This is a genomic window from Photobacterium marinum (assembly GCF_000331515.1).
Lineage (GTDB): Bacteria > Pseudomonadota > Gammaproteobacteria > Enterobacterales > Vibrionaceae > Photobacterium > Photobacterium marinum.
The window spans coordinates 127,639-141,303 of record NZ_AMZO01000025.1 but is presented as its reverse complement, the minus strand read 5'-3'; the positions used below and the strand labels follow the sequence as shown (position 1 = coordinate 141,303).

Annotated in this window: 11 protein-coding genes; 7 read left to right on the top strand and 4 right to left on the bottom strand. The window is 42.3% G+C overall.

The genetic code is table 11. The features are described 5' to 3' along the window. Positions 1-95 precede the first annotated feature (95 nt). On the bottom strand, positions 96-830 hold the full coding sequence (locus tag C942_RS17035) for a DNA/RNA non-specific endonuclease (protein WP_007467989.1): 735 nt from the start codon (positions 828-830) through the stop codon (positions 96-98). Positions 831-1,088: 258 nt separating this feature from the next. Between C942_RS17035 and C942_RS17030 the strand changes: the two genes are divergently transcribed. After that, the gene (locus C942_RS17030) at positions 1,089-3,287 is read left to right on the top strand and encodes a thioredoxin domain-containing protein (protein ID WP_007467987.1); all 2,199 of its coding nucleotides are present in this window, start codon (positions 1,089-1,091) and stop codon (positions 3,285-3,287) included. Further along, positions 3,277-5,025 carry a SagB/ThcOx family dehydrogenase gene (locus C942_RS17025; protein ID WP_007467985.1) on the top strand — a complete coding sequence of 583 codons (1,749 nt, stop codon included), beginning with the start codon at positions 3,277-3,279 and terminating at the stop codon, positions 5,023-5,025. The genes C942_RS17030 and C942_RS17025 overlap by 11 nt, the downstream gene beginning before the upstream one ends. Before the next feature lie 62 nt (positions 5,026-5,087). On the opposite strand, the gene cspE (C942_RS17020) is transcribed toward C942_RS17025, so the two are convergent. After that, the gene (gene cspE / locus C942_RS17020) at positions 5,088-5,297 is read right to left on the bottom strand and encodes a transcription antiterminator/RNA stability regulator CspE (protein ID WP_007467982.1); all 210 of its coding nucleotides are present in this window, start codon (positions 5,295-5,297) and stop codon (positions 5,088-5,090) included. Between the two features lie 408 nt (positions 5,298-5,705). Next, on the bottom strand, positions 5,706-5,915 hold the full coding sequence (gene cspE, locus C942_RS17015; protein WP_007467980.1) for a transcription antiterminator/RNA stability regulator CspE: 210 nt from the start codon (positions 5,913-5,915) through the stop codon (positions 5,706-5,708). Between the two features lie 479 nt (positions 5,916-6,394). Here cspE (C942_RS17015) and C942_RS17010 point away from each other — a divergent pair, with 479 nt between their 5' ends. Continuing rightward, on the top strand, positions 6,395-6,709 hold the full coding sequence (locus tag C942_RS17010; RefSeq protein ID WP_007467976.1) for a DUF496 family protein: 315 nt from the start codon (positions 6,395-6,397) through the stop codon (positions 6,707-6,709). A gap of 83 nt (positions 6,710-6,792) precedes the next feature. Here the strand turns inward: C942_RS17010 and C942_RS17005 are convergent, their stop codons facing one another. Further along, positions 6,793-8,862 carry a serine/threonine-protein kinase gene (locus tag C942_RS17005; RefSeq protein WP_051035851.1) on the bottom strand — a complete coding sequence of 690 codons (2,070 nt, stop codon included), beginning with the start codon at positions 8,860-8,862 and terminating at the stop codon, positions 6,793-6,795. 310 nt (positions 8,863-9,172) lie between these two features. Here C942_RS17005 and tagH point away from each other — a divergent pair, with 310 nt between their 5' ends. Genes tagH through tssL form a run of 4 tightly spaced genes read left to right on the top strand, consistent with a single transcriptional unit; the run spans position 9,173 to position 13,663 of the window. Further along, complete coding sequence (tagH, locus tag C942_RS24440) at positions 9,173-10,516, top strand: type VI secretion system-associated FHA domain protein TagH (RefSeq protein ID WP_007467971.1); 1,344 nt, start codon at positions 9,173-9,175, stop codon at positions 10,514-10,516. Beyond that, the gene (gene tssJ / locus C942_RS16995) at positions 10,516-10,977 is read left to right on the top strand and encodes a type VI secretion system lipoprotein TssJ (protein ID WP_007467969.1); all 462 of its coding nucleotides are present in this window, start codon (positions 10,516-10,518) and stop codon (positions 10,975-10,977) included. Before tagH ends, tssJ begins: the two co-directional genes overlap by 1 nt. Positions 10,978-11,008: 31 nt before the next feature. Continuing rightward, a complete protein-coding gene (tssK, locus tag C942_RS16990; RefSeq protein WP_007467968.1) occupies positions 11,009-12,331 on the top strand; it encodes a type VI secretion system baseplate subunit TssK in 1,323 nt (440 codons plus the stop codon). Positions 12,332-12,361: 30 nt separating this feature from the next. Beyond that, positions 12,362-13,663 (top strand): type VI secretion system protein TssL, long form, encoded by a 1,302-nt coding sequence (tssL, locus tag C942_RS16985; protein ID WP_007467966.1) that lies wholly within the window; start codon positions 12,362-12,364, stop codon positions 13,661-13,663. The last annotated feature ends 2 nt before the right edge of the window (positions 13,664-13,665 follow it).

Below are 13,665 nucleotides of genomic sequence, written 5' to 3'. Positions count from 1 at the left end.
CTTATCTCAGGACGGGACATAGTTTATAATAAAAGCGGTCGCTGACAGCGACCGCTTTAATTATTTGGGGTGTCCCGTCCTGAGATAAGTGAATTTTACCACATATCCCATTCTGCATTTTCTGCTTCCTCTTCAACGTCATCAGGCAGCTCACTGAAGAAGTCTAGGTTAGTAAGCTCTTCAACTTGATCAACGGTGACAATGAACGAAGCTAGTTCACTAGCGGATACTTTGCGGTGAGGAACAATGAAGGCAATAGCTTCATTGTAGGCTGGGTCAAGAATCACTTTGTAGAAGCGGCTCGGGATATAAACACCATTACCGATATAAGTTTCGTTACCATCCCAAATCGGGCCTGATACAACGTATAGTTCGTTATAGGTGTTAGCCCATTCACGGACTTTCTCTTCAAGTGCTTTCCAGCCGCCGCGGTTAAAGCCAGGTAACTGCGGTGCCATGTTGGTCATCAGAAAACTTTGTTGCATCGATTGTTGGGTGAAATCCATTGTGCCGGAAGGGGCCAGGTGGCCTCTGTCATAGCCTGTTTTGGAATAATCGCTGCTGGTTACGCGGAAGGACGAAGGTACATCTTTATCGGAGCGGAAGCTATTCGAGCGTTCATAAAAAGCATTTACGCTCTCTTTGGTGATGTGATAAGCCACCCAGTCGGAAACTTTATTCTGGTAGTTATATCCGGCCGCATAGCCATCTCGGCAAAGGATTTGATCGCTTTCACTCGGCGTACCCTGTTCAAGGTGTTGGTGACAAACAGCGGCAGATGCTGTAGCCGACAGGCTCAGACCCAGTATGGCAATTAAAATTTTTTTCATGGTCTTTTTTCCAGTGTTTTGTTGTATATGAAGCTGAGTGGATGATATTCCTGTTATCAATAGGAAGGTATTGATAAATAAGTGAATTGTGATGAGAGTGATTTTTTGCATGCCAAGAGTGGGATGGAAAGCGCTTTATCAACAAAATTAGTAACTTAGATTTGATAAAAGTGGCTTATTCGACAGTTTGGGGCATTATGCCTAGACTTTTGTTCATAAAGCCTTGCTCTCCTTTTTCCTTCCAGTAGGTAACTTCTTATGGCTGAGCATCACCCCGAAATCCCCAGTGAAGATGAGTTAAAAAAACTACCGCCTGATGGTGGGGGATATTGGAATCGGTTGGTGTTTGAACAAAGTCCATATCTACTGCAACATGCGGCTAATCCTGTCGATTGGTATCCCTGGAGTGATGAAGCTTTTGAGAAAGCGAAGAGCGAAGATAAGCCGATCTTTCTTTCGATAGGCTATGCGACCTGTCATTGGTGCCATGTGATGGAACGGGAGTCATTTGAAGACACGGAAGTGGCAGCCTTACTTAATCGGGATTTTGTTGCAATTAAGGTCGACAGGGAAGAGAGGCCGGATATCGATCAACTTCATATGGCAGCTTGTCAATCTATGACTGGGGGCGGAGGGTGGCCGCTGAATTGTGTCCTGACACCGGAGGGGCAGGTTTTTTACGCCACAACATATCTACCTAAGCAAGGTCAGTATGGTCGTCCTGGAATGATGGAGCTGATCCCGACTATAGCCCTGGCATGGCAGAAGCAACGAGACGTATTGCTTAATGGAGCAATTCAGCTCAATAAACAGCTTCAGGCATTAAGCGGAGTTTCTGCGGCAGGTGTGCTGGATGAAAATATTGAGCATCAGGCGTATCTGTGGTTTGAGCAAACTTTTGATCCTGAGCATGGAGGGTTTGGTGATGCACCTAAGTTCCCGCTCCCGCATCAATATTTTTTCCTGCTTCGTTACTGGTATCGGACGGGACAGCGTCAGGCGCTTTCGATGGTAGAAGAATCGCTTCAGGCGATGCGATTGGGCGGGCTTTTTGACCATATCGGTTACGGGTTTCATCGTTACAGTACCGACAACTGCTGGCTAGTGCCTCATTTTGAAAAGATGCTCTACGATCAGTCTTTGTTATTGATGGCTTATAGTGAAGCTTACGCTGCGACAGGTAATGAGTTTTACAAACAAACAGCAGAGGAAGTTGTTGAATACCTTAAATCTCGCATGCTTCACCCTGACGGTGGATTTTTCAGTGCAGAAGATGCTGACAGTGAAGGAGAGGAAGGCAAGTTTTATATCTGGCGATACGAAGAACTCAAGGCTGTGCTGGAGGAGAGTGAGCTGACTTGGCTTGAACAACATTACTGTATTTTCCCGCAGGGGAATTATGTTGATGAAGTCAGCGGTAGGATGACGGGCGCAAATATATTGCACCTTTCTATGCATCCATTAGTGAGCGCTGATAAAAAGGGTAAAGTCGATCACGATAAAGCAACACCGGAATGTTGGCGCAATCAGTGGCAGCTTATTCGGCAGAAACTCTATCAACATCGTGAAAGACGGGAACACCCTCTGTTAGATGATAAGGTGTTGTCGGATTGGAACGGACTGACAATTGCTGCTCTTGCGCGTTGCTCGTTATTAATCGACAGTAGCGATTGTCTGGAAATGGCGCGAAAGGCGTTTGAGTTTATCCGGCTGAATTTGGTGGATGAGAATAGCCACTTGATGAAGCGATACCGGAATGGTAATGCAGGATTACCGGCGCATCTTGATGATTACGCCAGTCTGATTTGGGCGGCTTTAGAGCTGCACCAGGCTACCCTGAATAATGACTATCTGCAGCAGGCTTTAAATTGGACTGAAATGGCTGTTGATAAATTTTGGGATAGCGACAATCACGGTTTTTACTTTACTGAAGCAAATACAGATCTTGCTGTTCGGGCAAAAGAAATTTATGACGGCGCGATTCCTTCGGGGAATGCGGTCATGGCCCGAAATCTGGCTTTTTTGTATCGTCTCACGGGTGAAAGTCGATGGCAGACGAAGTTTAATAAACTGATTGCTGCTTTTGCTCCTCAGTTGAATCGTTATCCGGCAGGGTACACTTTGTTGCTGACCGCTGTGGATCTGATGAATAGCCCCGGTCAGCACCTGCTGTTTTCAGGGGCTGGAGTAGCCGAAGATATTCTCCGTCCTCTTAAAGGTAAATATCTGCCAAATACCCTTTGGTTAGCTGTTAATGATAAAGACAGAGTGCAAGGTGGTAAAAATACCGCTGTTCCTGCATCTTTTAAGCTTTCTTTTTCGGGTAATGAGCCTGTGCTTTGTTTTTGTCAGGACTCAGCCTGTGAATTACCGATAACGGGCAGAGATAATATCCTATCCAGACTTAACAAGTTGGTAGCTGAAAACCGTATTTCGGGAAATTCTGATGCCTGTTGAAAACGAGTCTAACAAACATGAGCCTAGTAATAGTGTGGCTGTGGTTTTTGAGTATCATGATCGCACTAAACATGAATTCAATCGCTATGCCCGCTCTTTGGGCTATCTTGACTGGGTAAGTCAGCCATGTCCATTTCGTTATTATCTAGGGGCGCCGCAACTTGTTTTACCATTGCCTGAAGATAGTAAGGTGACACCCGATTACGAGAGTTTCTTTAGCGGTGGTGACGTCGTAACTAAGCCTTTAAATCGGGAAACTCTTTCGGATTTTTTCTATTACTCGTTGTCATTGTCAGCCTGGAAAAATTTCAAGGGAAATCGTTGGTCACTTAGGGTGAATCCATCGAGTGGCAATCTGCATCCCACCGAGTGTTATTTACTGGCTGGTACCATACCTGATCTATCAGAGCAGCCGGGGGTTTATCATTATTTTTCGCTAAGGCATAACTTGGTCTGTCGGGCAACACTACCCGAAACAAGCTGGCAAGATTTAATTCAGGATCTGACTTCAGATGGCTTGCTTCCTCAGGGAAGCTTTCTTGTAGCATTAAGTTCTATACATTGGCGAGAATCATGGAAGTATGGCGAAAGAGCCTTTCGATATTGTCAGCATGACTGCGGACATGCATTGGCTGCCATGACTATTGCTGCCGGTATGATGGGATGGAAAGCGACCCTGATAGAGGGGGTATCTGATGATGATCTGGCCAGGCTAACAGGGTTAAATCGTGACGAAGATTACCCCTGCAGCCAAGAGCGGGATGAGGCTGATTTACTTGTCGCTATTACACCGGTTGATGCAAAAGTAAATATAAACTGGAAACCAGCCCCTGAGGTTCTTAAGGTGATTGTGGGGGCAGAGTGGCAAGGTAGGGCTGAGCGGCTTAGCCAGAGTCATCAGCCATGGTCATGGATAGAAAAAGTCACAAAGGTTTGTCGTAAGCCTGAAACGACAATCAGCTCCGTTTATTGTAATCATCACAATACTACGGAGGAAATATTGCATGGAGTGTTGCCGTTAAACCTGTCAAAGAGTCAGAGCGCAGGGTCTGTCGGTAAGGTTGTTCGTCAGCGGCGTAGTGCTGTTGATATGGATGGTAAAACGAAGATCAGTAAAGCGTCTTTCTATCAAATCCTGTCGCGAGTGCAGACAGTACAAAATCCAAGGTTGTTTTCAGTTATCGAGTGGCCGTCACGGGTACATTTGGGGTTGTTCGTTCATCGTGTTGACGGCTTGTCTCCCGGTTTGTATCTCTTGCTGAGAGACATCAAAAAGCTAAAAATACTGAAAGAGCTAATGAAAGATGAGTTCATCTGGCGTAAGCCGACTGATTGCCCACAATCTTTACCGTTGTATCAATTGTTTCAGGGAGACACTCAAGATGCTGTCAGAATTTTGAGCTGCCATCAGGATATTGCCAGTGATGGTGTGTTTAGTTGTGCAATGTTGGCGGATTTTGAGCAACCGATCAGGAAACTGGGTGTGTGGTGGTATCGGCGTTTGTTTTGGGAAACTGGCATGATAGGACAGATGCTGTACTTGGAAGCTGAAGCCAAAGGCATTCGCGCTACAGGGATTGGGTGTTTTTTTGATGATCCGGTTCATCAGGTATTTGGCCTGAGCGGGCACCAATTCCAAAGTTTGTACCATTTTACAATGGGAGGGCCGGTAGATGATACACGGCTGGAAACACTGCCAGCTTACTATTTTTTGGATGATGATGGTGAGAATGAGTAGGGGGTAGAATCAAAAAGAGCGTCCGAAGACGCTCTTAAAAATTCTTACGTTAAAAATCTAAATTAGATTTTTTCAACGTTAGCAGCTTGAGGACCTTTCTGACCATCTTCGATGTCGAAAGATACTTTCTGGCCTTCAGCTAGAGATTTGAAGCCGTCACCAGCGATAGCACGGAAGTGAACGAATACGTCAGCGCCGCCGTTGTCCTGAGTGATGAAACCAAAACCTTTCTCGTCGTTAAACCACTTAACGATACCAGTTGCTTTAGACATGTAATGTCTCCTGAATTTAATAAATCTAACGCAAAAGCGTACTTAAGCCATGATAATGAATTACTTATGGACAAAAGAATTGAAGCTCTTCAGGACATCAACACTTTGCAAAGTGGTGTAACGAAGTTTTCTCTTACAATTTGTAGCATAAATAGGACTGCATTACAGGCCGGGGACTATTAGGCCACAAGGGGGAGAGTAGAGCAAGCAAATATGAGACTTTTTAGCTATTTATGTCGAAAAATGTGAGTTTTGTGGCAGTTGGCTGAAGAACAATCTTTGTTATTAACAACGGGTTAGTGATGAAATCAAAGGTTTTTGCTGAAAAAATAAAATTTTATAAAGATTTTGTATGAAAAGAAAAAGGGCCATTTCGGCCCTTTATGCTTACAGTCTAATGGCAGTGACTTACACTTTTTCTACATTAGCTGCTTGTAGCCCTTTTGGACCTTGCTCGGTATCAAACTGTACTTTCTGACCTTCTGATAGCGTCTTGAAACCGTCGCCAGCAATAGCTCGGAAATGTACGAATACGTCGGCACCGCCGTTATCTTGAGTGATAAAACCGAAACCCTTTTCTTCATTGAACCACTTAACGGTACCTGTTGCTTTAGACATACTGTCTCCTGAAATTCCACATCAACATAAACGCCAATAACTATTTAACTTTGGTGACAAATGAAACAGCTTCCTTCAAAACAACATCCTTTGAGCAAGGGCCGGTGAAGAAGTACTTTGTTCACTTTGTTGCATCATTGCCAAACACTACTGGACTGACTAAAGAGTAGGCACTATGACCCTTTTTGCAAACACAAAGCTAAGAAATTTGTGGATGATTTCACACGGATTCTACTTTTAGAGCATGGATTTCGTGAACTCTATACAAATGAATTAAAAGCAGTTTTTATTATATGTGAGACAAAGTTAACTTTTAATTGTACTAATAAGCTTTAAAAGCTCGTTACATTACTTTTTGCTGTATCAAATCAAAGAATCGTTGATAATTGTTTCTTGCCCGTAATGTGACTTGAGTAACAACATAACTTTCTGATATAACGAACCCAGTTAGGTTTTGTTGATTCATAGAAGGACAAAAAATGAACACTATCCTAGAGCTGGTACGCCAGACACGACGTAAGAACAAGCTAAAGCGTGAAATCCTGGACAATGATCGTAAAGTTCGCGATAACCGTAAGCGTGTTGAGCTACTGGAAAACCTGCTTGATTATATCAAAGCAGACATGAGCCACGATCAGATCGTAGAAATCATCGAAAACATGAAGACTGACTACGAAGATCGTGTAGACGATCACATCATCATCAGTGCAGAGCTTTCTAAAGAGCGCCGCGAAGTAAGTAAGAGCGTTAAAGACCTGAAGAAGCAAGAAATCAGCTCTAAGCCACAGCAGTAAGCTGAAATAAGAATCTCAAAACCCGGCAAATGCCGGGTTTTTTTATGCTAGACATACCATATAGGCTAACCATAAGCTCGCTATTAGCTTGATGAGCGGCTTCTGGCTTGTTCAACTTTGGCGAACAAGCTGTTAGCTTTTTTCATTACTGAACTCGCGGTCCTTTCTCGCTTCGCCTGAAGGAATTGATCCGAAAACTCCAGGTAGCGTGTCGCCATCGCAAGACGAATTTGTATAAGGGGAGAAAAGTCTTCCGGCAACGTTTCAGCTTGTTTGTTAACGTCGCCATTGAGTTTGTCTAGCTGGTTAACTGTTCTAACTTTACGAAGTCGCGCCTTCAGGTTGTCAAATTGATTTTCATAGAATAAGTCAGCCGCTTTATAGGGGTACTGAGGATTTTGCCCCTGCTTTTTCTGTTCATAGTAGGTGTCTATTTGTTGTATAGCGTCTTTTAGCTCAACGGCTGAAGTCAGAAGCTCTGAGTGTTGAGGAAACATTATATTTCCGGCTCGTATTATTTCAGACAATCCGATGAGATCCCGGTTATCAGAAGTTTTGTTATATTGTTTGGTAAATGTTGACTCAGCCATTGCTGAAGGAGTGAAGGCATAGTCTTTTTTAACCGTACCGAGATCCGCTATAAGCTGATAAATGTCATTGCCTTTACTGTCTGATGCATAGTTTCCCTGTTCTAAAAGAGTATTAATTCTTTCCGACAACATATCGGCAGTGGCTTGCCAGCTGTTGCTTATTTCTGTTGATAGCGTGGTAATCAATAATGAGTCCGGATAGAACTGCTGAATTTTGTTTAACTCTTTCTCTATTTCATAGTAATCGGGGTAACGTCTTTCTTTTTGATTAAGGATCGTGTTTATTTTCTGTTCATATATTTCAATGATCTGTCCCCGATGTTTCCTTAGCAAGCCGTCCTTTAATAAGGTTTTGCTCTCAGGGAATGTATTGACTGTATGTAGCAGTTCTTCTGGAGTTAAGTTAGTAAATTGAGAGTCATCTATCGTGTTACTATTGCTGCTTTGTATTTGTGCTATCAGGTTTTCAATTTTTGTATTTTTAAGATGAAAACCGTATGCGGTCGCAGTTGCGACAGCACAAAAAGCGATCGCAGCTGTCAGTTGTGGCCAGTAACGAGTGTTAATTTGCTTTGTGAAGTCGTCAAAATTACTAATGCGTTTTGATGGTTCAAATTCAAGCCCTTGTTTAAGAACTCGCCATTTACTGTTGCTGATATTGGCCGGCTTAAAAACTTTTTCTTGCAAACGTTCAGCGAGATCAGCGGGTTTACGGTTAAAAGGGTGTTTACTCGACAACAGTTCGTAAGCAATACAGCTAAACGCAAAGATATCGTCTTTAACCGATGGTTCTTCACCTTTAAGCATTTCCGGTGATGCATAAGTCGGGGTATAGCCACAAAGGATGTTTGTTTCATCCTTGATTTCAGCCGAATAGATATCGGCACTCAGGTTGAGTGCTTTTGATACACCAAAGTCAAATATTTTAATGGCACCATCCCGGTTGAGCATTATATTGCTTGGTTTAAGATCTGCATGCACCATGCCTTGGCAATGAGCATATTGAAGTGCGGAAATTATTTGCTTTAACAGTTTCATCGCGCTGGGGTAGTTGAGCCCGTTTGGTCGAGATCGCTTAATCACTTCTTCAAGTGTTTCACCATCAAGCCATTCCATCACTAAATAATGAGCTGTTTTATCGGCTCCGAAATCATAGACGCGGATTATGTTTGGGTGACTGAGCTGTTGTGTTTTTTTTGCCTCTCTGATAAGAATTTTGGCTGCTCCCGGCTGATTGAGGTGTTCATTCTGTAAAATCTTGAGTGCGACATAGGAAGCTTTAACACCTGCTTTCTTTAGCACTAGATCGGTGGCTTGGTAGACATCACACATACCTCCGTGACCAATCAGTTTCTCTATCTGATAACGTCCTTTGATAATTTGACCTGTTTGCATGAGCGAACGGTTCCTATACTGACACTCATCTGGCTTTTCAATACTCAATGTTGAACGGGTATGAACTTGAATGCGATTTGGTTGAGGCGAGTTATTATCAGCACTCTGTATGTTTTTTGACACTACATTTTTAGCTTTCTTGGCATTATGTTCTTCATTGTGTGCCATTTCAGTAACTTCTCCCACCAGTTAGTTATTACTCTAGTCTTCATTTAATAACAGTAACCTTCTGGTGGACCCATGAGTATTACCTGATAATGCGGCAAGCTACGAAAACATCATCAAAACTTGTAAGGCTGTTTACCACAATATTTGAAGTGAGTGGAATAATGCAAAAGCCGGGAACTGGCATGATTGCTATTTGTGTTTGGGGTTTTTAATATCATCCGAACCAAAATAATTCTTAGTGCCTTATTTTTTTGGTTTTATTCTGTCAATTCAGGTTTTCTGAATAATCTTTATTGTGGTTGGGGTCTATATGGAGTTGAAACTATCTGTCGTAAGTTATCACAGGTTTACGTCTGATTTTGAAGCAAAGAAAATCTTTATATTTGACGAGAATAAAAATAAATACACTATCGGTCGCGCAGAGTTGTGCGATTGGTATTTACCAGACCCAGAAAGAGTTATTTCATCTTGTCATTCCGAATTGGAATGTGTTGATGGTGAGTTTCATATTATAGACCAGTCAACTAATGGGGTTTTTATTAATCACTCTTTGAAGTCGTTAGGTAAAGAAAATAAGCATAAGATAAATGTTGGCGATATTGTGTCGATGGGAGACTATGAAGTAGAAGTAAGTGATATTGTTCTGGATGATAAAAAGTTAAACATTAAAGAATCAGTTCTCAAGAGTGCAGCTGAAAAATTAAAAGAAGATAGTGATGATATTAGGTTTGGGATTCCCATATCTTCTTTTAATAAACCGAGTGAAGGTAACACACCAACTGTTACTAATAGTAATGAATTTAAATCCGCGTTACCTGTTTTTTCCGGTAGCATTGAGGACAGTTTTATAGCACCAGAGAATTTGAATGTTGAATCAAAACATTCTGACACTGATTCTGTACCTGAGGATTGGAGCAGTTATCTGAATATTGACGACAATCAAAATGAGGTTCCGGGTTCTCCTGAATTACCGATTACAGCACCATCACTAGAACAAGAACAGCCGATAAAACAGCATATTTGTAATATGTCTTTAAATGAAGAATCTGAAGTTATTGAAAGGACAAGCTCTGATGACTTAGAGGCTTTCATAAAGGGGCTTGGGATCAGCTCTGGGATGGTACCGGCGAAAACAGATCATCAGTGGTGGTATGAGCTTGGCTGTGCAATGAATTATCTTATGTCAGGCGTAATGGATACGCTTCATCATCGCTCAGAATTTAAGCAGAATTATAGGTTAAACCACACTTTATTTAAGCGTCAGGAAAATAACCCTCTGAAGTTCTCAGCCAATGTTGAAGACGCGGTACACAACTTATTTAACCGGAATACTACCAGTTTCTTATCGGCAGAGCAGGCAATCCAAGAGGCTTTTATTGATATTGAGAAGCATGAGAAGGCGCTGTTGGCCGGTGTTGAAGGTTCCGTTAGTGGGATAATGAAATTACTTTCACCAGGTTCAATAAAAAACAGAACGCCGGAAAAACAATTTTGGCATCGGATCAGTACATCCAAATCGAATTGGGCGACCTATGAGGCATTATATCAACGAATGAATGAAGAGCTTTGTGGTGCCGGAAAGGCTTTTTATTGGGAGGATTTTGTAAAAGCTTATGAAGCGAACTTAAGAGAACTAAATCAGGAGAAAGTCTGATGAAACAAATGACATTATTACTTGTTTTTATATTCTCAGTATTTTTGACAGGATGTACGGTTGCTAATTATGTAGTGCCAGCATATACAAGTTTGAAATTTGAAGTATCTGAAGATGTTAATCCTGATTCAAGTGGTAGAGCTTCACCGGTTGTGGTTAAAGTTTTTGAACTTTCATCGAGAACATTATTTGATAGTCAGGATTTTTTCTCTTTGTATGATGAGCCTAATAAATATTTAGGGCCAGATTTAATTGTTCAAAATGAATTTGAGTTTTCTCCCGGTTCTGAGTCTGAACATGAATTGAGCCTTTCACCCGGTATCCGTTATGCCGGAATTCTGGTTGCTTATCGAGATATTGAGAATGCTCGGTGGCGAGAAGTCGTTGAAATTGATCCAACTGCCTATGAAACCGTTGATGTGGTTATTGGCGAATTAACTGTTTTCAGCCGAAGTCACTAGACATTTATTTTTTATTATTGGGATAAATAATATGAGTGATTTTTCCAGGGTTGCTTGGAGTGAAGGGATGTTCTTACGTCCTCAACATTTTCAGCAGCAAGAGCGTTTTTTTTTATATGAAATGAATCAGATGGCTAACCAGACGACTTATTCATGGGGAATTCGTGAATTAAAGTTGGATGAAGTGTTGCTGAATCACGGCCAGGTAGGTATAGCAAAAATGAATGCTTTAATGCCTGATGGAAGTGTGGTGGTGTGCCCGTTTAGGGAAGTTTTACCTGAGCCATTGCAGTTAGATAAAAGTGTTCGTGAGCAGTTGGTTTATTTGGCGATTCCAGCAGAGAAGCAAGGCGTAATAAATATAAGTGAGCAGGGCAGTTCACAGGTGACTCGTTATAATTTTTGCGATCATCAGGTTTCAGATTCGGTTGTAGGAAGCGAGTCAACTGAAATTCTTCAGTTGGCACAATTATCACCGGAGTTGAAGCTATCGAGTGATAGCCTATCGGGGTATGTCACGGTGCCAATAGCACGGGTTATTGAGTTAACAGATGAAGGCAAGGTCATTCTTGATGACAAATTTATTCCACCCTGCCTTAATGTTCAGCGCAGCCCTGTGATCAAGCAGTTCATTACAGAACTTAGGGGGATGGTTAAACTACGTGCAGATACCATTGCTAATCGTTTAAGTCAGGGACAGGGTACAGCCAGCTCTATTGCTGATTTCCTGATGTTGCAGTTGTTAAATCGCTACGAACCTTTATTGCTTCATCTTGAAATGGGTGATGGTTTACATCCAGAAGTTCTGTGTCGTTATCTGTTTTCTTTTACAGGGGAACTGTCCACGTTCATTGCTGAAAAGAAACGTCCGCCTGAAATGCCGGTATATCTGCACGATAATTTGGCAATAGTGCTTGGCTGCATTATGACTGTTCTGAATCAGTATATGAGTTCAGTTTTGGAGCAAACTGCAGTTCAGCTTCCTGTCGAAGCAACTAAATTTGGTATTCGAGTAGCGCCAGTAGCTGATAAAGCTCTGTTGGAAAGGGCTGTTTTTGTTATTGCCGTTAAAGCTGATTTACCAACAGAAGAATTGCGACGTCGTTTCCCTGCTCAGGTCAAGATTGGCCCGGTAGAACATATTCGAGATTTAGTTAATAACCAGTTACCTGGAATTGCTGTCGCAGGATTGCCGGTAGCACCTCGACAGATTCCTTATCACTCGGGCTATCACTACTTCCAGCTCGATAAAAGTAATGATTACTGGCAACGCTTAAGCGCCAGTGGTGGTATTGCAATGCATCTTTCCGGCCAATATCCGGATTTAGACATGCAATTGTGGGCAATCAATTAGTAAAGGTTCATTGTTCAGGGGCTGGATGTAATGACAGAGGCAACATTATTAAAACCGAGGCCAGGAATTCGTGGTATCAATTCAGAGTTGAAGCCACAGAAGGAGCAGCCGTCTGAGTTCGATCATACTGTGGTTTTAAATAAGATAAAAACTGGTGAGAGGTTAGCTGGTTTACCTTCGTTGGGGGATAACCCGTTATTGGAGGATGCCGGAGTTTTATTATCGATTATCGCTCAAATCCGAAGTACACCGGATCATCACGATGTTCCAGCCCTTAAGCAAAGTTGTATTGAAAAAGTTCGCGAATATGAAATTCGTTTGCGGGCAAAATCCGTTGATGGTGAATCGATCGAGTCGGCTCGATACTGTCTCTGTTCATTTATTGATGAAACTGTACTGAATACCGCGTGGGGCGGTCAATCCAGTTGGGGAACAGAAAGCTTGTTATCAACATTCCACGCAGAAACTCTGGGTGGAGAATACTTTTATACCTTATTGGATAACGCACTATCTCATCCTCATACGAACTGGCAACTACTGGAATTGCAATACCTCTGTCTGTCCCTTGGCTTTATCGGAAAAATGCGGGTTGAAGAACGAGGGATGGACCGTCTTGAATTTTATCGTGAGCAAATTTTCCAGCAATTGACAGCCAGGCGGGGCGAATCACAAACGGAACTGTCACCTGACACGAAAGCCAGAGTGCTTATCGGAGCTAAACCCAAAAGTGATTTCCCTGTTTGGGTAATTATTTCTGTGTTCTCCGCATTAACGCTTGGGGTTTATATGGGCTTTAGTTATCACCTTAATGCCTATTCAAATGAGGTTTTTAATCAGATAAATGATGTTGCTCGCTGGGAGGCGGTGAAAACAGATAGTACCGAGGAAGAAAATCCGGGGGCCAAGTATTTACAGCAACTATTACAAAGTGAAGTGGAAAAAGGAGCTATTGAGTTTGTAGAGCTTCCGGATCGAATCAGGATCGTTATTAACAGCAATGAGCTTTTTGTTTCTGGTAGTGCAGAAGTTAAAGGTTCTCTGATTCCTCTTCTGTCAAAAATAGCACGGGCTCTTGAATCAACACAGGGACGGATTCTGATAACGGGTCACACGGATGATCAACCTATCTTCACCAGTAAATATCCATCTAACTGGCATTTATCACTGGCAAGGGCGACCGCTGTTGCTAATACCATTGCTTTGGGGACTCAGTTGCATGGGCGATTGTGGCCGGAAGGTATGGGGGATTCAGAACCAAGAAATCCTAATAATTCAGCGAAAAACAGGGCGAAAAATCGTCGTGTTGAAATTGATTTGCTTTATTCGAAATAAGG